General features: G+C 65.3%; 25 protein-coding genes and 1 pseudogene. 4 read left to right on the top strand and 22 right to left on the bottom strand.

The window, feature by feature from the left end; all coding sequences use genetic code 11:
* Positions 1 to 19: 19 nt before the first annotated feature.
* The 4 genes from NFC73_RS14710 to NFC73_RS14695 all read right to left on the bottom strand — a co-directional run bounded on the left by NFC73_RS14710 (position 20) and on the right by NFC73_RS14695 (position 1,871).
* A complete protein-coding gene (locus tag NFC73_RS14710; protein WP_254751363.1) occupies positions 20 to 313 on the bottom strand; it encodes a DUF503 domain-containing protein in 294 nt (97 codons plus the stop codon).
* Positions 314 to 343: 30 nt separating this feature from the next.
* On the bottom strand, positions 344 to 661 hold the full coding sequence (locus NFC73_RS14705; RefSeq protein ID WP_254751361.1) for a putative quinol monooxygenase: 318 nt from the start codon (positions 659 to 661) through the stop codon (positions 344 to 346).
* 248 nt (positions 662 to 909) lie between these two features.
* Positions 910 to 1,458, bottom strand: a complete 549-nt coding sequence (locus NFC73_RS14700; protein WP_254751360.1) for a DUF1990 domain-containing protein — start codon at positions 1,456 to 1,458, stop codon at positions 910 to 912.
* The gene (locus tag NFC73_RS14695) at positions 1,455 to 1,871 is read right to left on the bottom strand and encodes an MmcQ/YjbR family DNA-binding protein (RefSeq protein WP_254751358.1); all 417 of its coding nucleotides are present in this window, start codon (positions 1,869 to 1,871) and stop codon (positions 1,455 to 1,457) included. Before NFC73_RS14695 ends, NFC73_RS14700 begins: the two co-directional genes overlap by 4 nt.
* A 45-nt stretch (positions 1,872 to 1,916) precedes the next feature.
* On the opposite strand from NFC73_RS14695, the gene NFC73_RS14690 reads away from it, so the two are divergent.
* A complete protein-coding gene (locus tag NFC73_RS14690; protein ID WP_254751357.1) occupies positions 1,917 to 2,945 on the top strand; it encodes an isopenicillin N synthase family dioxygenase in 1,029 nt (342 codons plus the stop codon).
* Here the strand turns inward: NFC73_RS14690 and NFC73_RS14685 are convergent, their stop codons facing one another.
* Positions 2,946 to 3,371 carry a CoA-binding protein gene (locus NFC73_RS14685; RefSeq protein ID WP_254751355.1) on the bottom strand — a complete coding sequence of 142 codons (426 nt, stop codon included), beginning with the start codon at positions 3,369 to 3,371 and terminating at the stop codon, positions 2,946 to 2,948.
* A 55-nt stretch (positions 3,372 to 3,426) separates the two neighbouring features.
* Between NFC73_RS14685 and NFC73_RS14680 the strand changes: the two are divergent.
* Positions 3,427 to 3,542 (top strand): annotated as a pseudogene (locus NFC73_RS14680) (CoA-binding protein); the annotation flags it as partial.
* Positions 3,543 to 3,570: 28 nt separating this feature from the next.
* On the opposite strand, the gene NFC73_RS14675 reads toward NFC73_RS14680, so the two are convergent.
* From NFC73_RS14675 to NFC73_RS14655, 5 genes are all read right to left on the bottom strand, one after another.
* Entirely contained in the window at positions 3,571 to 4,347 is a 777-nt protein-coding gene (locus NFC73_RS14675) for a hypothetical protein (protein ID WP_254751353.1), read from the bottom strand.
* Positions 4,344 to 4,895, bottom strand: coding sequence for an RNA polymerase sigma factor (locus tag NFC73_RS14670; protein WP_254751351.1), 552 nt, complete (start codon positions 4,893 to 4,895; stop codon positions 4,344 to 4,346). Before NFC73_RS14670 ends, NFC73_RS14675 begins: the two co-directional genes overlap by 4 nt.
* Positions 4,896 to 5,150: 255 nt before the next feature.
* On the bottom strand, positions 5,151 to 5,489 hold the full coding sequence (locus tag NFC73_RS14665) for a YegP family protein (RefSeq protein ID WP_254751349.1): 339 nt from the start codon (positions 5,487 to 5,489) through the stop codon (positions 5,151 to 5,153).
* Between the two features lie 264 nt (positions 5,490 to 5,753).
* Complete coding sequence (locus NFC73_RS14660; protein ID WP_056348633.1) at positions 5,754 to 7,043, bottom strand: adenylosuccinate synthase; 1,290 nt, start codon at positions 7,041 to 7,043, stop codon at positions 5,754 to 5,756.
* Between the two features lie 245 nt (positions 7,044 to 7,288).
* Positions 7,289 to 8,332 carry a M14 family zinc carboxypeptidase gene (locus NFC73_RS14655; protein WP_254751432.1) on the bottom strand — a complete coding sequence of 348 codons (1,044 nt, stop codon included), beginning with the start codon at positions 8,330 to 8,332 and terminating at the stop codon, positions 7,289 to 7,291.
* A gap of 329 nt (positions 8,333 to 8,661) precedes the next feature.
* Between NFC73_RS14655 and NFC73_RS14650 the strand changes: the two genes are divergently transcribed.
* On the top strand, positions 8,662 to 9,291 hold the full coding sequence (locus tag NFC73_RS14650) for a uracil-DNA glycosylase family protein (protein ID WP_056348638.1): 630 nt from the start codon (positions 8,662 to 8,664) through the stop codon (positions 9,289 to 9,291).
* Positions 9,292 to 9,448: 157 nt separating this feature from the next.
* Here NFC73_RS14650 and NFC73_RS14645 read toward each other — a convergent pair whose 3' ends face one another.
* The 3 genes from NFC73_RS14645 to NFC73_RS14635 all read right to left on the bottom strand — a co-directional run bounded on the left by NFC73_RS14645 (position 9,449) and on the right by NFC73_RS14635 (position 11,744).
* A complete protein-coding gene (locus NFC73_RS14645; RefSeq protein ID WP_252602174.1) occupies positions 9,449 to 9,871 on the bottom strand; it encodes a DUF3151 domain-containing protein in 423 nt (140 codons plus the stop codon).
* A gap of 2 nt (positions 9,872 to 9,873) precedes the next feature.
* Complete coding sequence (fbaA, locus tag NFC73_RS14640; protein ID WP_254751347.1) at positions 9,874 to 10,893, bottom strand: class II fructose-bisphosphate aldolase; 1,020 nt, start codon at positions 10,891 to 10,893, stop codon at positions 9,874 to 9,876.
* Between the two features lie 158 nt (positions 10,894 to 11,051).
* Positions 11,052 to 11,744, bottom strand: a complete 693-nt coding sequence (locus NFC73_RS14635) for a TrmH family RNA methyltransferase (RefSeq protein ID WP_372494666.1) — start codon at positions 11,742 to 11,744, stop codon at positions 11,052 to 11,054.
* A 52-nt stretch (positions 11,745 to 11,796) separates the two neighbouring features.
* Here NFC73_RS14635 and NFC73_RS14630 point away from each other — a divergent pair, with 52 nt between their 5' ends.
* On the top strand, positions 11,797 to 12,627 hold the full coding sequence (locus tag NFC73_RS14630) for an HAD-IIA family hydrolase (RefSeq protein WP_200950813.1): 831 nt from the start codon (positions 11,797 to 11,799) through the stop codon (positions 12,625 to 12,627).
* Here NFC73_RS14630 and NFC73_RS14625 read toward each other — a convergent pair.
* The 9 genes from NFC73_RS14625 to NFC73_RS14585 all read right to left on the bottom strand — a co-directional run bounded on the left by NFC73_RS14625 (position 12,624) and on the right by NFC73_RS14585 (position 25,012).
* Positions 12,624 to 13,664, bottom strand: a complete 1,041-nt coding sequence (locus NFC73_RS14625; protein ID WP_254751346.1) for an alpha/beta fold hydrolase — start codon at positions 13,662 to 13,664, stop codon at positions 12,624 to 12,626. The genes NFC73_RS14630 and NFC73_RS14625 overlap by 4 nt on opposite strands.
* Before the next feature lie 69 nt (positions 13,665 to 13,733).
* Complete coding sequence (pyrE, locus tag NFC73_RS14620) at positions 13,734 to 14,306, bottom strand: orotate phosphoribosyltransferase (protein ID WP_056348661.1); 573 nt, start codon at positions 14,304 to 14,306, stop codon at positions 13,734 to 13,736.
* Positions 14,307 to 14,316: 10 nt separating this feature from the next.
* A complete protein-coding gene (locus NFC73_RS14615) occupies positions 14,317 to 15,543 on the bottom strand; it encodes an FAD-dependent oxidoreductase (RefSeq protein ID WP_254751344.1) in 1,227 nt (408 codons plus the stop codon).
* A gap of 151 nt (positions 15,544 to 15,694) precedes the next feature.
* The gene (locus NFC73_RS14610; RefSeq protein ID WP_254751429.1) at positions 15,695 to 17,962 is read right to left on the bottom strand and encodes a gluconokinase, GntK/IdnK-type; all 2,268 of its coding nucleotides are present in this window, start codon (positions 17,960 to 17,962) and stop codon (positions 15,695 to 15,697) included.
* Positions 17,963 to 18,018: 56 nt separating this feature from the next.
* Positions 18,019 to 19,248, bottom strand: a complete 1,230-nt coding sequence (manD, locus tag NFC73_RS14605; RefSeq protein ID WP_056348669.1) for a D-mannonate dehydratase ManD — start codon at positions 19,246 to 19,248, stop codon at positions 18,019 to 18,021.
* Between the two features lie 45 nt (positions 19,249 to 19,293).
* The gene (gene uidB, locus NFC73_RS14600) at positions 19,294 to 20,742 is read right to left on the bottom strand and encodes a glucuronide transporter (protein WP_254751343.1); all 1,449 of its coding nucleotides are present in this window, start codon (positions 20,740 to 20,742) and stop codon (positions 19,294 to 19,296) included.
* 297 nt (positions 20,743 to 21,039) lie between these two features.
* Complete coding sequence (locus NFC73_RS14595; protein ID WP_254751342.1) at positions 21,040 to 22,467, bottom strand: mannitol dehydrogenase family protein; 1,428 nt, start codon at positions 22,465 to 22,467, stop codon at positions 21,040 to 21,042.
* Positions 22,464 to 23,870: a glucuronate isomerase gene (gene uxaC, locus NFC73_RS14590; protein ID WP_254751340.1), complete on the bottom strand. Its 1,407-nt coding sequence runs from the start codon at positions 23,868 to 23,870 to the stop codon at positions 22,464 to 22,466. Before uxaC ends, NFC73_RS14595 begins: the two co-directional genes overlap by 4 nt.
* 80 nt (positions 23,871 to 23,950) lie before the next feature.
* Positions 23,951 to 25,012, bottom strand: coding sequence for a LacI family DNA-binding transcriptional regulator (locus tag NFC73_RS14585; RefSeq protein ID WP_254751338.1), 1,062 nt, complete (start codon positions 25,010 to 25,012; stop codon positions 23,951 to 23,953).
* Positions 25,013 to 25,061: the final 49 nt, after the last annotated feature.

Here is a 25,061-nt window from a genome sequence, read left to right as displayed (position 1 = left end):
GAAGTGACCCCGCGTTGGTTTAATCGTCGCTGCGGAGCTCCCGCTGGCGGGCGCTGAGGAGTTCGAGTTCGGGACGGTAAGCCACAAAGCGTTCGACGGCGGTGAGCACCTCCACGACGTGCGCCCGGTCCGCTGCCACCAGGCCGGCGCCCACCTGCGAGCGCCGGTACTGGTCGTGGTCCCCTACCTCCGCGACGGACACGTCGAAGCGGCGCTTGAGCTCGGCCAGCAGCGGCCTGATGACGGAGCGTTTCTCCTTCAGGCTCTGGACGTCGCCGAGGAGGATGTCGAATTCAATCCAGCCGATCCACATGCAGTAATCGTATCGACTGCTCCGACCGGGTCAGATGGTGAGTTCGCCCATCCGGTCCCAGCCGTCGCCGTCGAGCTGGCGGCTGATGATGCGTGGCGTTTCGGCCAGGGCCTGCGGCATGTCCGCCATGGCCTGCGTGAAGTGGGTGCTGTTGACGTGGTCCCCGGCGGCGTCGTCCTTGAAGGCTTCCACCAGCACGAACTCGTTGGGGTCATCCACACTGCGGGACCAGTCGAACCAGAGGTTGCCAGGCTCCGCGCGTGTGGCTTGGGTAAACGCGTCCACGAGGCCGAGCCAGCGCTCGGACCAGTCGGGTTTGACCTTGAATTTCACGACGATGAAGATCATGCGGTATTCCTTCCGTTGCAGGGGTGTGGGTTGTTCAGCCTTGCGGCCAGGGCAAGGTCACAGGCCTCCTCGTCGCGGCCCTGCAGGCCAATGGCCCGGCCAAGCTGCGTGGCGAGTTCGGCCTTTTCGTCAGTGTCGTAGGTCGGGTCCGCAAGGGGCGTCCCGGCAGCGCTGTTCGGACAGCTCGGGATCCCCAAAGTTCCATAGGCGGTCAAGGTTCGATTGGTCCAGCATCTACCTTCTCCTGATCAGCTTTCACCTGCGGCGAGTTGGCGTGCCCCTCCAACGTATCGCGAAGTGATGTGCCGCTGCGCCGCCCGGGCCAGCAGGCCTCCCGCCTGGTAGAACCAGTTCGCGTGCCTGCTGAAGGCGGTGATCTTCAGGAACACCCGCCCGTCAGCGCCGATCTCAACTTCGAAGGCTTCCTCGCCGCGTTCAGGATGGCCGGGCAGCGTGCCGTAGCCGAAGCCCGCTGACTGGGGGCCGTCTCCCGGTGCCGGATGCCGCACCCAGACCACCTCACACGGGGCATTAATGCGGAAGTGCCCGACGCCGAACCCGCTCACCACGCGCGCGCCGGGGATCACGACGTCGGACTCGGTCCGGACGCGCAGTCCGGACCGGCGCTGCAGTTCCCAGGTAAGGATTCCGTGCGCCACCCGGCGGTAGAGCGCCAACCCCTCACCCAGATACTCCCGCGATACGAAGCACGCGTAGCCTTCCGGCGCACGGCCGTGTTCGGTGAAGCCGATGCCCGGATAGTTGAGGCCGCCGTCAGCCAGGCGCTTCCCCGTCATCGGGGCCCGCCCGAAGAACCGGACAGCCGCGCCCACCCCAGCTGCTCCTGCTGCTTGCGGCTCAGGGAGGCCACCACCAGGTCGTAGGAGTCCTCCACCATGTCCCGGACCATGGCATCGGGCAGGTTTCCGTCGAGACGCACGCCGTTCCAATGGGTCTTGTTCATGTGCCACGCGCCGGTGATTTCCGGGTGGGCGGCGCGGAGCTGCTCAGCCAGGGCGGGTTCGCATTTCAGGCTCACGGACCAGTCGTCGGGGTTCATGGCGGACGCGGCAAACATCTTGGCTTCATGCCGCGCGCCACCCGCCACGGCGGCCCGGACCTTGAACACGGAGGTCTCCGGTCCGAAGGGAAAATCCTCGAAGGCACCGGGAAATGACAGGCATATTGCCTTGAGTTTGGCTGCGTCCATGGACCGAGCCTACAAAGCCCTTCCCGGCGGTGCTAGTCTGCGAAGATGTCACCCGATCAGGCCACCATCCCCGTTCTGGACATGAGCGCCGCACGCCAGCCGTACGGCTCCTTCAGCCCCGAATTCATCGACCAGCTGCGGGACGCTGCCCACAACGTGGGCTTCTTCCAAATCACCGGCTACGGTGCCGCCCCCGGCCAGGCCGAGGAGCTGCTGGCCATCATCAAACGCTTCTTCGATCTGCCCCTCGAGGAGCGGATGAAGCTGGACAACAGGATTTCCCCGCACTTCCGCGGCTACACCCGAATGGGCACCGAAATCACGCAGGGACGGGCGGACGCCCGCGAGCAGATCGACTACTCCCCCGAGCGCGAGCCCGTCCACAACTACCCGGCCGACCAGCCGTACTGGCTCCTCCAGGGGCCCAATATGTGGCCCGATGAGGCGTTGCCGGAGCTCAAACCGGCGGCCATGGCCTGGGCCGACCTGATGTCCAGTGTGGGCATGGAGCTGCTGCGGGGCATCTCGGTTTCCCTGGGACTGCCGGAGGACCACTTCGACGAGCCCTTCGGCAACGAACCCGCGTGGATGGGCAAGCTGGTGCATTACGTCGGCGGCGTGGTGGAAGCGGCCGGGAACCAGGGCGTGGGCTCCCACGCCGACTACGGTTTTGTCACCCTCCTCCTCCAGGATGAGGTGGGCGGCCTCGAAGTGCTGCCGCCCGGGACAACTGAATGGGTGCCGGTTGAGCCTCTTCCCGGGGCACTCGTGGTGAACTTGGGCGAAATGCTGGAGGTCGCCACAGGAGGTTTCCTTGCCGCCACGATCCACCGGGTCAAGGCGCCGCCACCCGGCGTGGACCGCTACTCCGTCCCGTTCTTCTGGTCGCCGCGGCTGGACGCCGTCATCGATCCGGTGCCCCTGCCTCCCGAGCTCAAAGCCCAGGCACGTGGCATCTCCGACGATCCGTCCAACCCGATGCTTGCGTCCTTTGGCCTGAACATGCTTAAGGGCCGCATGCGCGCCCATCCCGATGTGACCGAACGCCACTACCCGGAGCTCATGCAGCGCTGATCAGAGGTTGTACTTCCACGCCTGCTGCGCGGGGCAAACGTTCATCACCACGTCCAGGCCGGCTGCCTTGGCACGGTCCACTGCCGCTTCGTCGATAACACCCAGCTGCAGCCACACGGCTTTGGCGCCCACAGCAATTGCCTGGTCCACCACCGCCCCGACCTTCTGCGAGTTCACAAAGCAGTCGACGACGTCGAGGGGTTGCTTTTCAGGGGGAATCTCGCCCAGTGTGCGGTACCCGGTTTCGCCGTGGACAGGGTCGCCGGGAAGGTTGACGGGGATGATCTCCATCCCGAGCCGGTCGCGGATAAACAGCGACGTGTCATAGGCGGCACGCCACTCGTTCGTGGTCAGGCCCACGATGGCCCACCGCCCTTTGTTTCGCATCAGGCGCTCAATAACGGCAGGATCGTTGACGTGGACCATGATGCAAGCGTACATCGTTCCCTGAGTTGCCCCTGATCGAATATTTGAATGAACAAATGTGGCGATGGACCGTTGCGTGAAGGTCGAGCATGCCCGGTTCCCTGGCGGGCTGCACCTGGCGCCGGCTACGACACCGGCGTGATCTTCGCCAGGCGGCAGCTGTTTTCCTGACGGAAGGCGCTCACTAAAGCAAACCTGATCAGCGGGTGAACTTCTTCAGCCAGATTGAACCGGGTCCGGCAATGCCGGCCCCGGCTTTTTCTGTCATTGCCGGCGGGACGATGGCTGACGTCAGGGACTCCCCCGCCGCGGCGGCATCGGCCGTTGTAGCGGCAACCAGCTTTCCGGCCTTGTCGAGTTCGGCAGCGGCGCCACGGGTGACGCCCCCAGCGTTCCCCGGCGCGCCGCCGTCGTCCGTCTTTGACTTACCGGACGGCGTATCGGTTCCGCGGCCGACCGGCTCCGCGCCCGCGATCTGGCCTGCGTTTTCCGGACCGTTCGCTGGCGGGGCAGTCTCCCGTTCAACAGATTGAGGGTGTGCCGGCACTGCGTCGTTGCGGGTTGCCGGCTCCCCGGGCACCTGCGCCTCCGCCGGATTTTCGGCGGTCCCGCTGGCGGCGGGAGCCCCTGCGATGGACCAGCCGGGAGCCCAGCCCTGCACCAACTGCTGGACGGAACTGCTGGCCTGCGCGTCCGGAGCAGTGCCGGTGGCGGCCACCCCGGTGACGCCCAGCCCCATCCCCGCGATGACGGCAAGGCCCACAACACTTGTCCGGTGCTTGCGGAGGAGCCGGTGCCGGGCGAGCTGGTGGGTCTCGCCAGACAGGAGTGCCGCCAGTTCATGGCCGGGCTCGGGTGCGGGCAGGGAGCCTAGGGAGCCCACCGCGAGAAGGGTTTCGCGGAGGCCACCGGAATCGTTCCCACCGGCGTCAAGGAGCATTTCATCAATGGTCCGCATCAGGGAACTGGAGGTCATGACGCCAGGTACTCCTTCACTGCGGACTGCTCGCGCAGCCGGATCAATGCACGGCGCTGGAGTTGTTTGACGGCACCGGCACTCCTGCCCATCACAGCGGCCACCTGATCCACCGTGAGGCCCGCGACGAGGCGTAACGACAGCACTTCCCGCTGTTCATCCGGCAGCTCGTTCAGGAGATGCGCGACTTCCTGCGGCGAGATCCGCTGCAGCACCTCAGCCTCGGCCGAGGACTCCTCGCGTCCGTCAAGGTCCGCTTCGAACGGGAGTTTACTGGGGGTGCGCTGCTGTCTCCGGTGATCGTCCACCATCCTGGCGTGCGCCACGGAGAAGACAAACGTGCGCAGCCCGGGCACGCCGCCGGTAACCTGCTGCAGCCGTGGCAGGACGGCGATGAAGACTTCCTGCATAACCGCCTCCGGATCTTCCACCCCGCGGGCTGTGAGGTAGCCCAGGACCTGTGACGCGTAGGTTCGGTACACGATGCTGAAGAGCTCCGGGTCGCGGGCGCGCGCACGCAGAACGTCGTCTGTCAGTGCATCGGTCACGGACACAGGGCCTTCGGTGGAGGGGACTGGGCTTGCGCGGTGCAGGGCCCGCACGTCATCCGCGGAATGCCCTCGCCAGCCAACTTTACCCTCCGGTAACAAAAAGAGCCGGGCTGGAACATGATGGGGGACAAGTTCCAGACCGGCGCTTCACAGGGGTAATCGCTCCAGGCACCGCGGGGGTTACGCCGTTGGACAAAAACTTTCCGGGACCGTGGCGTCGGAGGATTCCTGCGCTGCCTACAAGCGCGTGGCTCAGGTCCAGCGCGGCGCAGTCACCCTCCGGCGCGGCGTCTTGGCAATAACAAACGTGTGGGGCCTGGTGGCGGGAATGCGCTGGTCCCCACAGTCCGGCTGGAGTTGGGCGGGGACCACCACAGCGGGCGCTGGGGCCGGCAGTGCAACCCTGGCGGCGGGGCTGAGATCGGTGACCAGCCCTGTCCCGGCGCATTCGCGGACGGCGGCAATCCCGGCAGCCACGGCGGACTTATCCTCGAAGGCCCCGGACACGGCCACCACAGTGCCATCCGGTGCCTTGAGGCGGAACCTGAACCGTGAATCCGAATCCAAGAAAACTTCAAACTTCCCGGCCATGGTAAATCCTTCCGGTCTGCGGGTCCCGTCCGGGCGGCATCGTCGCCAGGGGCAGTCCCGGAAGCATCGCTGCAACCGGCACCTACGGGTCTGGTGGAACGATCGGTTGATCAGTTCAGGGTGTGCTTAAGAGTCTGTCCGGCCCGCGTGCACCCTCACAAGACCGGTTGCGTTAAGCCTGTGTAAATTGCGTACAACCCTCAGGCAGAACAAAGGCGGGCCACCTTTCCAGGTGACCCGCCCGACGTCGTGCCTTACAGGCTGTTAGTCGTTGATCAGATCGTGGACCACGATGGTCTGGTCGCGGTCCGGGCCGACGCCGATCGCGGAGAAACGCGTGCCGGAGAGCTTTTCGAGGGCCAGCACGTAGTTGCGGGCGTTCTCGGGGAGATCCTCCAGGGTGCGGGCACCGGTGATGTCCTCGGTCCAGCCGTCGAAGTACTCAAAGATGGGCACTGCGTGGTGGAACTCGGTCTGGGTCATGGGCATTTCGTCATGCCGCACGCCGTCGACGTCGTAGGCAACGCAGACCGGGATCTGCTCGATGCCGGTGAGGACGTCCAGCTTGGTGACGAAGTAGTCCGTGAAGCCGTTCACGCGGGAAGCGTGGCGGGCCAGGACGGCGTCGTACCAGCCGCAGCGGCGCGGGCGGCCGGTGTTGACGCCGAACTCGCCACCGGTCTTCTGCAGGTACATGCCCATCTCGTCGAACAGTTCGGTGGGGAACGGTCCGGCGCCAACACGGGTGGTGTAGGCCTTGATGATGCCGATGGAGCGGGAAATCCGGGTGGGACCGATGCCCGAGCCAACGGACGCGCCGCCGGCGGTCGGGTTGGAGGAGGTCACGAACGGGTACGTGCCATGGTCCACATCCAGGAACGTGGCCTGGCCGCCTTCCATAAGCACAACCTTGCCCTCGTCCAGGGCGTTGTTGAGGACCAGGGTGCTGTCGATGACCAGCGGGCGCAGGCGCTCCGCGAAGGCCAGGAAGTAGTCCACGATCTCGTCCACCACAATGTCCCGGCGGTTGTAGACCTTGACCAGGAGTTCGTTCTTCTGGCGCAGGGATCCTTCCACCTTCTGGCGGAGGATGGACTCGTCAAAGACGTCCTGGACGCGGATGCCCAGGCGGGCCACCTTGTCCATGTAGGCGGGGCCGATGCCGCGGCCGGTGGTGCCGATGGCGCGGCTGCCGAGAAAACGCTCGGTGACCTTGTCCAGGACCTGGTGGTAGGGCGCCACGAGGTGCGCGTTGGCGGAGATGCGCAGCTTGGACGTGTCCGCGCCACGGGCCTGCAGGCCTTCGATCTCCTGGAACAGTGCCTCGAGGTTCACCACACAGCCGTTGCCGATGATCGGAATCGCGTTGGGGCTCAAAATGCCGGCCGGAAGGAGTTTGAGCTCATACTTCTCACCGCCTACGACGACGGTGTGCCCGGCATTGTTGCCGCCGTTGGGCTTTACGACGTAGTCAACGCGGCCGCCCAGAAGATCGGTGGCCTTGCCTTTTCCTTCGTCGCCCCACTGGGCTCCTACGATCACGATTGCTGGCATGGGATCCTCCCCCATTCGTTCGGGCCGCACAGGTCCGTCCACCGAAATGGCCGTCCTGCGTAGCGCCGTTCATGAGAATGCCCCGAAGGCCATAGCCTGGCCGGACCGCTACGGCGGCCAGCCACGCAAGAGTCCGGGGCTCTTACCACCCAAGTTTAGCCGATCACGGACTTTGTCCACTCAATAGGGTGCCCGTGGCCCCTCGCACGCGGCAAAGGACCACGGGCAGACTTCCCGCGGTCTTACTACTCGTCGTCAGCTTCCTCTCCGGGACGGGACGCCTGGGTGTCCAGGCTGTCCCAGAAGGACGTGTCGGCGTCGGCAATCGAACCGTCAGCGATGGCCGCCGCAGTGGCCGTCAGCGTGGTCACAGTCTGCTGGATCAGGTAACCGTTGCTGCGGAGCCCGAGGGCGTAGCCGTCCAGATAGTGATCAGACATGCCACGCATTTCGAAGAGCAGGGTAGCGATCCCGTACTCCACTGCGATGCCGTTGCGGCTGATGGTCTCGGCGCTGCCGCCCACATACTTCCCCAAGTGGCCCCAACCGGTGGAGTCGACGTTGTTGAAGACCACGGCGCCCAGCTGCTTGGACTTTTCCACAACAACCGGATCGGCACTGGGCGTGGTGGGGTACAGGATGGACCCCGAGACCAGCTTTCCGTCGCGTTCACTCCGGGTGCCCTGGTGATGCAGGTCGATCATGTAGTCAATGTTGTACTTGCGCATGACGTTGTTGTGGAGCGCCTGCGTTTCGGGCTGGATTTTGGCTACGTGGTCACGGTTCAGGTCCACCTCCTCGGCGTTGTACCGCGTCATGTGGCGGTCACCTTTGGCCAGGTAGTCATCCAGCGGGAAGTTCACATCTCCCATCGCGCCATCGGCGTTGAGCATGGGAACGATGAGGATGTTCACTCCGTCCAGGATGTCCCCCGTTTTCCCGGTCCCCAGGTGTTTCACGAATGCCATGGCACCCTCGGTGGTCAGCTGCTCATTTCCGTGCTGCTGGGTCAGGTACAGGATGGTGGGCTTGGCCGGGTCCGAAATGTACTTCACCAGGTGGATGTCCCGGCCCTTGACAGTCTGGCCGATCACTTCCAGTTCCATGGCTGGCTGGCGGGTGTCCTGATCCTTCAGGAAGGAAACCAACTCGTCATAGGTCGCCAGTTTCGAGGTGGTGATCTGGCCGTTGCCGTCATAGTTGGGGCCTTCGCCCACGGCATGGGCCAATGGTGCCGGCGCGGCGAGTGCCGCCAGAACCAGGGCTCCGGATACGGCCGCGGTCCTCATAGTTGCCAGGGTTTTGTTCACGGTACGTTACCTCTTTCGAGTGCATGGAGGGTGCGACCAGCCGCAACGTCCTTATTGCGGGCTGTCACAGAAGCCAATCAAGCTAAACGAAAGCTGTCAATTCACTTGACAAGGACTGATCGCCCTGTGCCTTCCATCACGGAAGGTTAGGGCCGGGCCGCGCATTTCGCGGGGCTTGCTAAACTGATAGAGATCGACCAGGAATCGGTCCACACCACATTTCAAACCACGCCGGACGGGCGCGCCCATCACGCGCCCATTTTCCGGATTGGCAGCATCGCCGAGCCCCGCAGGAGACATTGCACTATATGACAGCCCTGGCCCCAGAATCCCTCCGTGAACAGCTCCTGAGCCGCCGCTACGAGCCCAACGTTGCCGCCGTCAACGAGCTGTGCGATTCCCTGCAGAGCGTCAAGCCCCACACCGAAGTCCCGTACGTCGACCCCATGCACGACGTGGACGAGTGCCGCATCATCAGCCTTTACTCCAACATCGGCGAGGCTGACCCGTCCGGTTTCATCACCGCCGGCGACGAAGACGCCGCCACCCGCATGCTCGGCATCCAGTGGAAGCTGGGCCTGCGCCCCGAGTTCGTGATGCCGTGGAACGTGCACCCGTGGCATACCCCGGGCGAGGTCAACGGCAAGTTCACGCCGGACCAGATTTCCGCCGGCCTCAAGCCGCTGCTCAAGTTCCTCGCCGTGGTCCCCCGCGCCTCCGTGATCGTGGCCCACGGCACCGAAGCCAACCGCCTGGCCAACCTGCTGCTGAAGACCGAAGTTCCGCTGCTCTGGCGCCGCGGACTGAAGACCTACAAGGTCCGCTCCCTCAGTGGCCGCGCCTTCGCCGGGACGCCCGCGCGGCAGGAACAGTACCTCGAGGAAATGCGCGTCGTCTACACCGACGCCATGGCCCGCACGGGACTCGCGAAAGTCTAGCCACCGCCCGGCGCTCAACCACCATACGACGGCGGGCGGCCACCTTTTCTTCTCAAGGTGACCGCCCGCCGTCGTTCGTTAACAAGCAACGCGGGGTCACTTTCTGCCCAAAGACGGTGGTCTATTGGGCAGGAAGTGACCCCGCGTTGCTCTTGCGCTACTTGCCCTCGATGGCTGCCTTGGCTGCCGGGTCCGAGTCGTTAAGGAACTTCTCGATGCGTTCCGGTTCCTCGGCTTCGCCGATGGCCGCGGACGCGCGGCCCAGCGAGTAGAGCGCCCGCAGGAAGCCGCGGTTGGGTTCGTGCTCCCACGGGATGGGGCCCACGCCGCGCCAGCCGTTGCGGCGCAGAGAGTCCAGCCCGCGGTGGTAGCCAACGCGCGAGTAGGCGTAGGAATCGATGGTGCGGCCCTCGGCCCACGCCTCCTCCGCCAGGACAGCCCACAACAGCGACGATGTGGGGTGCTTTTCAACCAGGTCCAGCGCTTCGGCGCCGGCGTCCAACTGAGCGTAGACGTCGGTCTCGGCAGGCAGGAGCGTTGGCTCCGGGCCCATGAGGTTCTTGCGGAACTCGTCGGACATTCCTAGAAGGTCTTTCCAGCGGAACCCAGCTGCTTGGTTGCCTCGACGACGCGGGCAGCCAGGCCCGCCTCGGCGGAGGCACCCCAGACGCGCGGATCGTAGAGCTTCTTGTTGCCCACTTCGCCGTCAACCTTAAGCACGCCGTCGTAGTTCTTGAACATGTGGTCCACAACGGGACGCGTGTACGCGTACTGGGTGTCGGTGTCGATGTTCATCTTGATCACACCATAGGAGACGGCGTCGGCGATCTCCTGGTCGGAGGAACCGGAGCCGCCGTGGAACACGAGGTCGAACGGGCTGTTCTTGCCAAGTTTGGCTCCCACCTGGGCCTGGATGTCCTTGAGGATCTCCGGGCGCAGCTTCACACCACCGGGCTTGTACACACCGTGCACGTTGCCGAAGGTCAGGGCCGTGATGTAGCGGCCGTTCTCGCCGGCGCCGAGGGCTTCAATGGTGGCCAGGGCGTCCTCCACCGTGGTGTACAGCTTGTCGTTGATGGCGTTTTCCACGCCGTCTTCCTCGCCGCCCACGATGCCGATTTCAACTTCGAGGATCATCTTCGCAGCGGCGGTGCGCTCCAGCAGTTCGCGCGCGGTGCTGAGGTTCTCGTTGAGCGGCTCGTGCGAACCGTCCCACATGTGCGAGTTGAAGATCGGGTTGCGGCCGGCCTTGACCTCGGCCTCCGAAGCTGCGAGCAGCGGCAGGACAAAGCCGTCCAGCTTGTCCTTGGGGCAGTGGTCGGTGTGGAGGGCGATGTTGACGCCGTAGTTCTTGGCCACTTCGCGGGCGAACGCGGCGAAGCCGAGCGAACCGGCCACCATGTCCTTGGTGGCCGCGCCGGACCAGTAGGCGGCACCGCCGGTGGACACCTGGACGATGCCGTCGGACTCAGCCTCGGCGAAGCCGCGCAGTGCGGCGTTCAGCGTCTGCGAGGACGTGACGTTGACGGCCGGGAATGCATAGCCTCCGGCCTTGGCACGGTCGATCATCTCGGAGTAGATCTCTGGGGTTGCAATGGGCATGGTGACTCCTATGCTGAGTTTTCGTCTATGGGTTGTGACCCTGGAGAGTAGACCTCTTACGGCTAGCCACCATCCTAGCCATTTCTGTGCAGGGGCAGTGTTTCGGGTCACGCGGGCCGGTAACACTTACGCGCACACGCCGCAGAAGTAGCGCGGAGTCAGACGGGCTGGCTGAAAACGTGCCGGCGGATCCAGGCGTGCATGGCGATCGCGGCGGCGGAGGCGGCGTTAATGGAGCGGGTGGAGCCGAACTGCTCGATGGACAGGGTGGCCAGGGCCGCCTCGTGGACCTCCGGCGTCAGCCCGGGCCCTTCCTGGCCGAACACCAGGACGCAGTCCTTGGGCAGCTCGTACGTCTCCAGGGGCACGGAATCGGGGAAGATGTCGATCCCGATGATCGCGAGCCCCTCCCCCTGCGCCCACACCACAAAGTCCTCCACGGTGGGGTGGTGGCGGACGTGCTGGTAACGGTCGGTGACCATCGCCCCGCGCCTGTTCCACCGGCGTCGTCCGATGATGTGGACTTCCTTGGCGAGGAACGCATTGGCGGTGCGCACCACGGTGCCGATGTTGAGGTCGTGCTGCCAGTTTTCGATGGCGATGTGGAAGTTATGCCGTTTGGAATCGAGGTCCGCCACGATCGCGTCATGCTTCCAGTAGCGGTACTGGTCCACCACGTTGCGGCGGTCGCCGTCGGCGAGCAATTCCGGATCCCAATGGTCACCAGCGGGCAGTTCGCCGTCCCAGGGCCCGACGCCGACCTCCGCCTTTGGCTCCGGCGCCTCCTGGGGCGCTGGCTCCTCCGCTGGAATCGGATGAGGTTCGACTGGGTCTCCGGGCGTTTGTTTCACCCCTCAACACTAGACTGGACCACTGGAGCATTCATCACCGGCGGAGGTAAACGTGGCAGAAGCAGACCAGGTACAGGGTTCACCGGCGGTTTACCGCAGCGGCCAGGAGATCGAATGCTGGCTGACAGACATGGATGGCGTACTCGTCCACGAAAACCAGGCCGTCCCCGGGGCCGCCGAACTGATCCAGCGCTGGGTGGACACGTCCAAACGGTTCCTGGTATTGACGAACAACTCGATCTTCACGCCCCGCGACCTGGCCGCCAGGCTGCGTGCCTCCGGGCTGGAGATCCCCGAGGAGAACATCTGGACGTCCGCGCTGGCCACCGCCACCTTCCTGAAGGACCAGGTGCGGGGTTCCGGTTCCGGGAACCGCGCCTACACCATCGGCGAGGCGGGGCTGACGACGGCGCTGCACGAGGCAGGCTTCATCCTCACCGACCAGGACCCGGACTATGTGGTGCTCGGCGAAACCCGTACGTACTCCTTTGAGGCCATCACCATGGCCATCCGCCTGATCCTGGCCGGGGCCCGCTTCATTGCCACCAACCCGGACGCCACCGGCCCGTCCAAGGACGGCCCGATGCCCGCGACGGGCGCCATCGCAGCGCTCATCACGAAGGCCACCGGCCGGGAACCGTACATTGTGGGCAAGCCGAATCCCATGATGTTCCGGTCCGCCATGAACCAGATCGATGCGCACTCCGAGACCACGGCCATGATCGGGGACCGGATGGACACCGACATCATCGCCGGCATGGAGGCAGGCCTGCACACGGTCCTGGTCCTCAGCGGCATTACGCAGCGCGAGGACATTGCCGCCTACCCGTTCCGGCCCAACCAGGTGCTGGACTCCGTGGCCGACCTGAAGAACCAGATCTAAAAGACCGTCACCTTCGAGCCGCCGCGGGGCAGCGGGAAAAAGTCGTCCATGAGCCGCTCCACGATGGGCCGGTAGATGAGCGGATTCCAGCCAGGGCTCGCGTGCGCCGGCAGGGCCCCGTCCGTCTGCAGGTCCATGGAGACCATGTGGGGTGCGAACGCTGCCGACCACGCGTCCTTGGCCGTCTGGTACCGGACCGTGCGGTCTTTCGGGTTGCCGATGTACGCCATCCGCGTGGCGCCGAGCTTGTCCACAAACCGGTTTCCATCGAAGTGGTAGATGTACGCCGACTCGGACTGGATGAGCACACTGGACGGGGCGATCGGGGACAGCTGCTCCATGGTCTGGTCCAGGATCTGCCGCCAGGTCCGCTCGTCCTTGTGGATGACGCGCTCCCCCAGTTCGTAGCTGCCACGGACCACGGACGGGACCCGGAAGCCGCTCTCGTACAGGAACACCACGCCGTCGAACCAGCTCTCGTCCAGCACGTCGCTCCGGCTGTAGGGGCTGGAGTCCAGCAGGATGAAGTCAACCTCCACGCCGTGGAATTCCCTGAGCCGCGCGGCCACCTGGGTGGCCACCATGCCGCCGAAACTGTGGCCGTAGAAGAAAAGCTTGGTCAGCTTTTTCGCCCGGACATGTTCGATGACGGCGATCACCACCTCGTCGATGTCCAGCCCTAGGTTGGAATAGCCGACGGCGGCCAGCTGGCCGCGCTTGTTCAGCGCACCACGCATCGCGTTCAGGATCCAGAGCGCCTCTTCCCAGCTGGTCTTGTAGCCGGGGAAGAGGAACCAGCTGGCGTTCGGGTAGTAGGCGTCGGCGAAGTCGTCCGCGACCTGCAGTATGCGGTTGACCTGCCGCTCCGCCTGGACCCGGCGGGTGACCAGCATGTCCGCTGCCAGCAGGGCCGAGGCTCCCGTGCCGGCCAGGAACCCGCGGCGCGAAAACCGCTTGAGTGCGGCGGCATTGGCCAGCAGCCGGGCCTGATGGGCTCCTGGCTGTTCCTGCGGATCTGCTTCCCCCCTGTACGGCACACCTCTACCGTAGCCACAGTGGAAGCCGCCGCCGCAACCCCGGCCTTGGGGACCCCTGGCGCGAACCTGTTAGGAGAGGCCCAGCTCGTCCTTGCCGAAGGCGAACAGGTACGGCACGCCGGTCTCGGCTTCGATTCTTTCCTTGGAGCCGGTGTCCCGGTCCACGATGACGGCCACGGCAACCACGTTGCCGCCGGCCTTCCGGACACCCTCAACGGCGGTGAGGGCGGAGCCGCCCGTGGTGGACGTGTCCTCCAGCACCAGGACCTTGCGGCCCTCTACGGAGGGACCCTCAACCTGGCGGCCCATGCCGTAGGACTTCTGGGCCTTGCGGACCACAAACGCGTCCACGGTGCGGCCGGCGTCCACCGCGGCGTGCATCACAGCGGTGCCCACGGGGTCAGCACCCATGGTCAGGCCACCGGCGCACTCAAAGTCGATCCCGGCGTCGTCCGTCAGTGCCAGCATGACCTGGCCCACCAGCTTGGAGGCCTCGTGGTGCAGCGTGATGCGGCGCAGGTCGATGTAGTAGTCGGCCTCGGCGCCGCTGGAGAGGATCACCTTGCCGCGGACCACGGCAAGTTCCTTGATCAGTTCCAGCAGGCGGGCACGGGCAGCGGCAGCGTCAAGAGGGGAAGTCATGGTCTCCAGTTTAGCGGCGGGCGAACCCTGGCGCGTGCTCCGGCAGCGGCCCGAAAGCGACAAGCCGCGGCATCAGCCTCCGCACCACCGGGGCATGCCGCAGGACAAACAGGAGAGCCGGCGGAGGCCCGGGCGTCCGCCCGGCGAACAACGGAACAAACACAACCCGGTGCAGGATGCGCTGGACGGTCTGGACAACCACGGTGGGCATCCGGCGCCGCCGTTCCACCGCGGCCAGATCCTTCACGCCCACCTGCCGCCGGAGGAGTGCCGGCGCCAGGCGGGTTGCTGCCGCCACCGCGTCCTGGATGGCGAGGTTGATGCCCACGCCGCCCACCGGGGACATGGCATGGGCAGCGTCTCCGATACACAAAAGCCCGTCCACGTACCAGCGCGGCAGCCGGTCCAGCCGCACATCCAGCCAGTGCAGGTCCTCCAGGGACCGGATCGAATCCACCCGGTCAGCCAGGTCAGGACGCAGTCCGGAAACGCGCTCCCTGAACCGTTCCACGCCCTCGGCCCGGATCCGTGCGTCCGCTCCCTTGGGGGCGAGGTAACCCATTTGGTAGTAGTCGTCGCGGAAAAGCGCGATCATCGCTTCCCGGTCTCGGAATGCCGGGACGATGCCCGCCACGGCGCCCTTCTCCGACGCATGGCGCGGAAGCCTGAACCACCACGTGTCGAAGGGGACGGGGTAGTTCGTTGGCTTCAGCCCGGCGGCCCGGCGCAGCACGGAGTGGCGCCCGTCCGTGGCCACCACGAGGTCCGCATGGAGTGCTCCTTCACGGCCGTCGTGTGTGCGGTAGCGGACGCCGGCGACACGTCCGCCGTCGAACATTAACGACGTTGCTTCGTGTTTCATCAGCAGCGTGAAGGTGGGTTCGCGCGCGGCCTCCGTGGCCAGGAAGTTCAGGAAGTCCCACTGCGGCATCATGGCAATGTAGTTGTATGGGGGCTTCAGGGACGCGAAATCCCCGAACGTGACCAAGCCGGCGCCCGGGATGGGGATGGCAACGTTGTTCAGCCTGCTCTGCGGAAGCTGACGGAAGCTGTCGCCCAGGCCCAGCTCGTCAATCAGCCTGATGGTGGCGGCATGTACGGTGTCGCCGCGGAAGTCCCGCAGGAAGTCGCCGTGCTTTTCGAGGACCGTGACCTCCACACCTGCCCGGGCCAGGAGCAGCCCCAGCATCATCCCCGCCGGACCCCCGCCGACAATGGCGCACCCCGTTCGATCCATGCACTAACGGTACGCCGCACGTGTCATGGCCGCACTCGCCTGGATTGGGACGCGGAAATGGCCCTGTGACGCAGAAATGGAACGGCGCTACGCGTATCCGCGTAGCGCCATTCCATCTGCGAGTCGTCAGCCTAAAACCGCAGCGTTAACCCTAGAGCCGGGTGTCGAAGGAATCGCAGAACACGTTCTCGTTGAACGTCCCCTGGAACTCAGAGTTGCCCATGATCTTCCCGATCGTGGCGCGGATGGCCTCCACGGTTCCCGCATGCGCGTGGATCGCGGTCTTGACCATTGGCACGTCGATGAGGTGGTTGGGCTGGTTCAGCGACACAAATACCGTGGGAACCTCGGTGACGTACCAGGGGATTTCCGCTGCCATCGGGGTGGACCACTTGATCCGGATGGCCGCCTCCTGGGCGAAGCCCTTGACGTTGGCGAAGACAAACGCGGCGTCATACTTGTCCGCGTAGTCGCCGGTGGCTTCCTCGGAGATGATGGACATGAAGTTCACGCCAGTCTCCCCCGCGGCTTCGCGCTGAGCGGCGGTTTTGAACAGGTGCACCTCGAATCCGGCTTTTTCCAGTTCGTCCTTGACGGTGTCCAGATAGGCCAGCGGGTCCGCCATGGTGAAGTCCGGGCCGCCGGAGATGCCGTACAGGCGGATCCGTTGGTGCGTTTCCGGCCGGATGGGCAGGTTGTGCGCCGTGTCCTTGACCAGGGCGACGGTCTTGTCCGCGATCTCCGCGGCGATGGCCCGGTGGGCGTCGCTGCCGATCACGGCCAGTGCCTCGACCGGAGGAACCAGTTCGTTGCGGTCCTTGAGGTGCAGCCCCAGCGAGGCCTTGAGGGCCAGGATGCGGCGCAGGGCGTCATGCAGGCGCTGCTCCGTGATGACGCCGGACTTGTAGCCGTCCAGCATGTACTGGAAGTCTTCGTCGGCGTTGCGGAAGAACAGGAACATGTCGCAGCCAGCGGCAATGGTCGCAGGAACCAGGTCCTTGCGCCTCATGGCCTGGGTGAGCCCGATCATCTGCGAGGCATCCGTCAGGATGAGCCCGTTGAAGCCGAGTTCGCCGCGCAGCAGGTCCTGGAGCAGCTCCGGGGCCAGCGTTGCGGGACGGATGTCCTTGTCCGCCAGGCCCGGGCGGAAGTGCCGGGAAAGTTCCGGCGCGCCGATGTGCCCGATCATGATGGACTGCACGCCGTGCCCGATCATTTCGCGGTACACGTGGCCGTACGTCTTGTTCCAGTCGTCGTAGCCGAGGGTGTTGTGGGACGTGACCACGTGCTGGTCGCGCTCGTCCATGCCGTCGCCCGGGAAGTGCTTCATGGCACAGGCAGTGGGTGATTCACTGATCCCGTCGAAGTACTCCTTGGCCCGTTCCACCACGATCTCCGGAGTGTTGCCGAAGGCCCGGGTGGAGATGACCGTGTTCCGCCAGTTGTAATGGATGTCCACGATCGGCGCGAAGGCCCAGTTGCAGCCAAGTGCCGCGGTTTCCACGCCGGCAACCTGCCCCATCCGGCGCGCGATCGACTTGTCCGGGTGCGAACCTGCCTGCAGATGCGTGGCCACAAACGTGCCGTCGTCGCAGCTGCCTGCGCCACCCATTTCCGGGTTGGACGCCACCAGCAGCGGCACCTTGGACTTCGACTGCGCGTACCGGATGTGTTCCTGGACGGCAGCGGAGGGGCCCGGGCGGTACCGCATGCCGCCCACATGGAAGTTCTCCAGCACACCGTCGAGGTACTCCGGGGAGTAGTCGTTGTTGTGGTTGATGAACAGCTGGCCGATCTTTTCCTCAAGCGTCATCGATTCCAGGGTGGTGTTCACCCAGGTGACCGCTGCGTCATCGAGGTTGAACGGCGCGGCCAGGAGGTCGACGTCGAACTGGCGCCCTGGGGTGCCAATGGCACCACGGGCGGGGCTTCCGACGGCGGCAGTCACCGCAGCTGCGATCCCCGCCAGCGCGTCGGCCACCACCTGGTTCACCGGACCGGCGATGTCCACCACAATGCCCGCCTCATCGGCTTCCAGTGCTTCGAGGGTTGCCAGCTGGGATTCCAGCAGTGCGGGCGGCATAAAGTGTCCGGAGCGGCCTTCAGTCCGCGCCCTCAGAACCTCTTTGCTGCCGTGCAGGTGCAGGAACACCGTGTCCGGCGCCTGGGCGCGGATGGCGTCGCGGTAGCTGCGGCGAAGAGCCGAGCAGGCCAGGACCAGGCCGCCTGTGGCAGCTGCCAGTTCGGAGCCCACCGTGGCGAGCCACGGCCAGCGGTCCTCGTCGGTCAGCGGAGTGCCAGCCGCCATCTTGGCGACGTTCTCCACCGGGTGGAGGGAATCGCCGTCGAGGAACTGGACGCCCAGCTCGCGGGCCACCAGGTCACCGATGGTGGTCTTGCCGCAGCCGGAGACGCCCATCACGATGACGCGGGGACCCGTAGCTCCTCCTGCTGGGGCGGGCGATGTCGCGGCGGTCACCAGTCGTGCACCGTTCCGTCTACAAGGCGGTTGTACGGCAGGTAAGCCTGCTGGTACGGGTACGCTGCTGCGGCTTCCTCGTTGAATTCGACGCCGATGCCGGGCTTGTCGCCCGGGTGCAGGTAGCCGTCCTTGAAGGTCATGGACTGCTCGAAGACCTCGTTGGTCTTGTCCGAGTGCTGCATGTATTCCTGGATGCCGTAGTTGTGGATGGCCAGGCCCACGTGCAGCTGGGCGGCGAAGCCCACCGGGGAAATGTCCGTGGGGCCGTGGAAGCCGGACTTGATCTGGTACTGGGCGGCGAAGTCCATGACCTTCTTCAGCGGGGAGATGCCGCCGAAGTGGGTGGAGGCTGCGCGGACGTAGTCGATCAGCTGTTCCTTGATGAGGGTCTGGTAGTCCCACACGGTGTTGAAGATTTCACCGATGGCCAGCGGGGTGGTGGTGTGCTGGCGGACCAGGCGCAGGCCCTCCTGGTTTTCGGCCGGGGTGCAGTCCTCAAGCCAGAAGAGGTCATACGGTTCCAGGGCTTTGCCGAGCTTGGCGGCCTGGATAGGGGTCATGCGGTGGTGGCCGTCGTGCAGCAGCGGGATTTCCGGGCCGAACTCGTTTCGCACGGCTTCAAAGACGGTGGGCAGGTGGCGCAGGTAGGCGCGGGTGTCCCAGTCCTCTTCCTGCGGGAACGCGCCGCGGCCGGCAGGCTCGTAGTCGTAGCGTTCGCCCGAGGCCTGCGCCTGCGCGGCCACACCGTAGACGGCCTTGATGCCAGGGACAGCGGTCTGGATGCGGATGGACTTGTAACCGAGTTCCAGGTGCTCTCGGACTGAATCGAACAGCGACTCAAGGTCAGCGCCGGAAGCGTGGCCGTAAGCGCGCAGGCCGTTGCGTGACGCGCCGCCCAGGAGCTGGTAGACCGGCATGTTCGCCATCTTGCCCTTGATGTCCCACAGGGCCATGTCCACGGCGGCGATTGCGGCCATGGTCACCGGGCCGCGGCGCCAGTACGAGCTGCGGTACAGGAACTGCCAGGTGTCCTCGATCTTGTGCGGATCCTTGCCGATCAGCAGCTGGGCCACGTGCTCTTTGAGGTACGCGGCAACAGCCAGTTCGCGGCCGTTCAGGGTGGCGTCACCGATGCCGGTGACCCCGTCGTCCGTAGTGATGCGCAGGGTCACGAAGTTACGTGACGGGCTTGTCACGAAGACTTCAGCGGCAATGATTTTCACGGCAGATCCTTTCGGGGACTTCTGGTCAGATGGTGGTGCTAAAAGTTAGTGGCCGGCAGTTTTGCCGGCGCCAACAGGCGAGCTGGCATCGGCGGTGGTGCCGGCATCGGCGGTGGTGCCGGCGTCAGCGGCGGTGGCGTCAGCAGCTTCGCCGGCGCCCACCGTTTTGGTCCGGCGTTCCTGGATCTCCTTGAGGATTTCCGCGTGCTTGGCGTCGGTCAGTGTGTACTTGGTCATAACCAATACCGCAAGGATAGTCAGTACGGCGGGGATTGCGCCCGCGGCCAGCTGGATGCCGAACAGTGCGTCCGCTGTCTGGGCTGCCCCGGACTTGTAACCGCCCAGTGCCAGGGCGTAAGCCGCCAGGGCGCCGCCCACGGCCTGGCCGGATTTGCGGGTGAAGGAGAACAGGGCGTAGGTGATTCCCTCGGTGCGGACACCGGTCCGCCATTCGCCGTACTCCACGGTGTCGGCTTCCAGGGCCCACACCACGATGTTGACGGCAAGGACACCCACCAGGCTGATCACGAGGCCGGTAAAGCCGAGCCAGACCTGGCCGGCCGGGGCGAAGAAGATGATCGCACCGCCGAGGACAGTGACCAGCGAAGAGTAGATGTAGACGCTCTTCTTGCCGACGTTACGGACCAGCTTGGGCATAAAGACGGCCAGGAAGAACGTGAGCGCCAGCTGGATGATGGACAGTACCGGATACAGGTCCAGGCGGCCCAGGACGTCGCGCAGGTAGTACAGCTGCACGGAGGTCAGGGCGAGGTAGCCGGAGAGGAAGAAGAAGGAGCTCAGGCACAGCATCAGGAGGGGCTTGTTGCCCTTGAGGGTGTCCACGCTCTGCTTGAACGTCACCTTGGGGACGGCGCGGTGCACGCGTTCCTTGGCGGTCAATGCGGTGAAGAAGTACAGTGCCGCCCCGATGACCACAAACACGAGGGTGATGGTGGTGAACATCGACTGGAGATCGGCACCGGGCTTGATCAGCGGCGCAACGAAGATGCCCAGCGAAGAGCCCACCAGCAGGGCGCCCACCATGCGGGCCGAACCCAGCTTGGCGCGCTCTCCCGGATCCTGCGTCATGGCGCCGGCCAGCGAGCCGTACGGAATGTTCACGAGGCTGTAGGCAAGGCCGAGGGCCGCATAGGTGACGTAGGCATACAGGAGTGTGCCGGATTCGCCCAGCTGCGGAACGGAGAAGGTTGCCACGCTCAGGAGGAGCAGCGGGATGGAGCCGAACATGATGAAGGGACGGAACTTGCCGAAGCGCTTGCTGTAGGTCCGGTCAACGATCCGGCCGGCGAAGACGTCAGCGAATGCGTCAAAGAGCCTGACCACCAGCAGCAGGGTTCCGGCAGCCGCTGCGGAGATGCCGGCAACATCCGTGTAGTACACCAGCAGGAACATGGTTGCGGTGGTGAAGGCAAGGTTGTTGGCTGCATCCCCGGCACCATAGCCGATGATGCTGAGCTTGTTTAGCTTTTTCATGAATTGGGCTCCTTTACCCTTGCCGCCTTGTTGGCCAGCGAAAATTATTGAAATGCCATGAAGCAGTAAGTCTTTGGTGATGCCGGATTCCGCAGAATCCGCATCCGGCGGGCGTACCGCCGAGTGTTTCCCGTAGCTGTAATCTTAGTCACTTGGCAATAAAATGGCAAGCGGTTGCCATATGTTTCTGTTGAAGCTTCACAAAAACTGCATGTCATCGAAACAGCACTGCCCGGTCCAGGAGCCTGGACTGGGCAGTGCTGATTTTCATGAAGCAGAGATGCTAGGGCGTGGCGTTTAGGAGCCCGCTGGGAATGTGCCGAGCAGGCTGGAAACGAGGTCCACGACGGCGTCGTCCGCTGCGACGGCAGGATCCACCAGCGCCAGGACCGCCCGCACGCGCTCTGCGCCTTCCAGTTGGTTGGCCGCGGCCACTTCAGTTGCCAGCGGATCGTGGAACGTCTCGGCCGCTGCACTGAAGTCAATCCAGGCTGCGATCATCAGTGCCGCGGCGGCACCGGACCTGCCCTGGGCCCGTTCCGCCAGTAGGACGGGCACGGCCCGCATGCGCAGCTTGGTGCTCCCGTCCATGGCGATCTGGGCCAGGTGGTGGGCGATGCGCGCATTGCTGAAGCGGGCCAGCAGGGCAGCGCGGTACGCAGGGATCTGCAGGTCTGCGCCGCCGGCCGCGGCACCGGACAGGTTCGCCTCGGCTTCATCCCAGAAGCTTTCGACGGCTGTCAAGCACCGCGGGTCCGCGAGGGCCTGCGCCACCGTGGTGTGTCCACGGAGCTGGCCAGCGTAGGCCAGCAGGGAATGCGCGCCGTTCAGGAGCCACAGCTTGCGGTTCTCGTAAGGCTCGATGTGGTCAACGAAGACCGCGCCGGCATCCTCCCAGCGTGGACGGCCTGCGGGGAAGTCGCCGCTGAGCACCCAGTTGGTGAACGGCTCAGCCACGACGGGCGAGTTGTCGCGGTAGCCGCAGGCGGCCTCGACGGCGGCGATGTCCGCTTCCGTGGTGCGCGGGGTGATGCGGTCCACGGACGTGCTGACAAAGCTGGCGTTTTCCTCGACCCAGGCCGCGAGTTCCGCGTCCCAGGCCTGCGCCAGACCCGCCACGGCGTTGCGGGCCACCGTGCCGTTGTTGGCGAGGTTGTCGCAGCACACAACGGCGAGCGGCCCGGCGCCGGCAGCACGGCGCGCGGCGAGGGCGAAGACAAGCCGGCCCAGCGGCGTCGACGGGTTTCCGCTGCCGGAAGCCAGCAGCGCAAGGTCGCTGGCGACGTCGGACGCTGTAGTGTCCAGCTGTCCGTCGGCACCGATCCGGTACGCCGCTTCGGTGACCGTCAGGGTGACCATGGCGGTGGCAGGTGCCGAAACGAGCTCTGCGAGCCGCTCCACGTCCGCGCCGTCAACCGCTTCCACGATGCTGCCGACGACGGCAAACGAGTCGCCGCTGTCCGCGCGCTCCACGAGCGTGAAGAGGCCGTCCTGCTCGGCAAGTGCCAGGGCAGCGTCCGGGCGCCGGCCGGTAAAAGCCGCAATACCCCAGTCGGCGGCGTCGCCGGCCTGGCTGGTGTACCAGGCCTGGTGCGACCGGTGGAAGGCGCCGAGTCCGAGGTGGACAATCCGCACCGGAGGTTTGGCGGCAGGGTGGACGGTCCGGTTCAACTGCGGCAGGGATTCCGCAGCCTTGCCTGTGGTGTCGGCCTGTTCGATGCTCACAGTTTGAAAACCCTTCGCGGGGAGGAATCGACGGTGTCCACGATGATTTCGTGGGCGCGGTCTTCACTGACGCGGTGCTCGGCCACGAGGCGGGCCAGGAAGGAGGCCTCGACCCGGCGGGACGCGTCGTGGCGGGCGGGGATGGAGCAGAAGGCCCTGGTGTCGTCGATGAAACCGGAAGAGCGGGAGAAGCCAGCCGTTTCGGTCACGGCCGAGCGGAACCGGAGCATGGCATCCGGGGCGTCCAGGAACCACCAGGGTGCGCCGAGGTAGACGGAAGGGTAGAAACCGGCCAGCGGCGCGAGCTCCCGGGAAAACACGGTCTCGTCCAGAGTGAACAGCACAAGGTGGAAGTCCTTGGCCGTGCCGAAGTCCTGCAGCAGCGGCCGGATGGCCTCGGTGTAGTTGGTGGCGATCGGGATGTCGTGGCCCGTATCGGCGCCGAAGGCCTCGAACGTGGGCGTGTGGTGGTTCCGGAAGGAGCCCGGGTGGATGGTCATGACCAGGCCGTCCTCCACCGACATGCGGCCCATCTGGTACATCATGTGGGCTTCAAACGCGTTGCGGTCCTCGGCCGTGGCCTTGCCGGCGCGGGCGAGTTCAAAGATCCGCTCGGCCTCCGCGCGGTCCAGCTTGAGCGTTGCCGGAGTGGCCACACCGTGGTCCGCCGAGACCGCGCCGTGCTCCACGAAGTAGCGGCGGCGGTTTTCCAGGGCCGCGATGTAGCCTGCGTAGCCGTTGGCGCCGTCACCGGCGGTTTCAACCAGGCGGTCAACGTTGGCGCCCCAGGTGGGGTGCGCGATATTGAGGTAGGCGTCCGGGCGGAACGTCGGCAGGACACGGCCGTCGAACGTGGGGTCCTCGGCGATGGCCTTGTGGCTGGCGAGGTTGTCCAGGGGATCGTCCGTGGTGGCCAGGACCTCGATATTGAAGTCCTTGAAAAGCTGGCGGGGACGGAAGCCGGGCTCCACGAGCTTCGCGGCGATGGCGTCATAGCTGGCATCGGCGGACATCTCGCCCAGGTCTGCGCCCAGCTTGAAGACGCTGTCGAACTGATTGCGCAGCCAGTAGCCGGAGGCCGTGCCCTCGAAGAGCGGCCAGGCATCCACGAAGGTGCGCCAGATTTCGCGTGACTCGGGCGTGGTGGCACCGCCGGCGCGCAGCTTGTCCAAGGGGGCGCCGTTGGCGTGGATCAGGCGGGTGACGTAGTGGTCCGGGCTGACGAGCAGCGCTGCCGGGTCCGGGAACGGCGTGTTGTGCTCGATGACGGCGGCGTCAACGTGGCCATGCGGGGAGATGATGGGGAGGTCCTGTATGCGCGCCAGGAGGTCCCGCGCGATGCTGCGCGTTCCTGGGTCGGCGGGCAGGAGCCTGTCTGGGTTGGCAGCAATCGACTGTGACATAGATCAATAATCTGCCCGGCACCCTACTTTGTCAACCGGTTGCCATAATTTGCCAAATGCTGGATTCGGCCAGCCGGGACTCACTTCGCGGGCAGGATCCTACCGCTGGACCCACGCAGCACCAGCTCAGTCTCCACGCTCAAAGTACCGGCCTGTTCCCCGCTCCCGTGAAGCAGGTCCAGCAGGCGTGTGGCGGCCGCCTCGCCGCACTCCCCCAGCGGCGAACGCACGGTGGTGAGCGGCGGCGTTGTGAAGTCCGCGCCGAAAATGTCGTCAAAGCCGATGATGCTGATGTGGTCGGGCACCACGATGCCGGCGGCCTGGAGCTCCTGCATAAGCCCGATGGCCAGCAGGTCGTTGTAGGTCATGACCGCGGTGGCACCGCTGGCGCGGACATCCCGCGCAGTCTTCCGGCCGCCGTCGACCGTTGGTTTGCTGGATTCAAGCCGCACGGCCTCGAGCCGGGACCAGTCGCAAGCCGCCTGCACACCCTCCCACCGGCGTTCGGACATCCAGGACTGAGGCGGCCCCGCTACGTAGGCGATCCGCTGGTGTCCGTTGGCGGCCATGCTCCGGACCGCCTCGCTGATTCCCTTGTTGACGTCCGGGACCACGCACGGCACGCCGTCGACTTCGCGGTTGATGACCACCACGGGTTTGTCCTGGGCGAGGGCGCGGATGTTGTCATCATCCATGCGCGGGCTCGCCAGAATAAGGCCGTCCACGGTGGCCATGAGCCGCCGGGCGGCAGTCAGTTCTGTTGCCGGGGACTCGGCCGACTCGGCAAGCACCAGGGTGTAGTCCCGGCTGGTTGCAGTAGTTTCGGCGCCACGGATGATGTCAAAGAAGGTGGGGTTGGTGATGTCCGCGACGATGAGGCCGAACGTGTTGGTCTTGCCCGTGGGAAGGGCGCGCGCGAACGGATTGACCTGGTAGTTCAGCTGGGCGGCCGCATCCTCGATGAGCTTTTGTGTTTTGGAGCTGACCCTGCCCGGCTTGCTGAGTGCACGGGAAACGGTGGACGCGTTGACGCCGGCCATCTTGGCGATGTCGTAGATGGTCGCGTTGGATTTGCCGTCACGGCCGTGCTTTTTGACCGAACCCGCTGGTTGGGCGGTGTCCGGCGTTTGGGGTTCAGTCACCGCCCCATCCTAACGAGGAAACCACACAAGCAGGTCGCAGCTGTGGCCG

The organism is Pseudarthrobacter humi, assembly GCF_024294965.1.
In the GTDB taxonomy this organism is placed as follows: domain Bacteria; phylum Actinomycetota; class Actinomycetes; order Actinomycetales; family Micrococcaceae; genus Arthrobacter; species Arthrobacter humi.
This window is presented reverse-complemented; position numbering and strand designations above follow the sequence as displayed.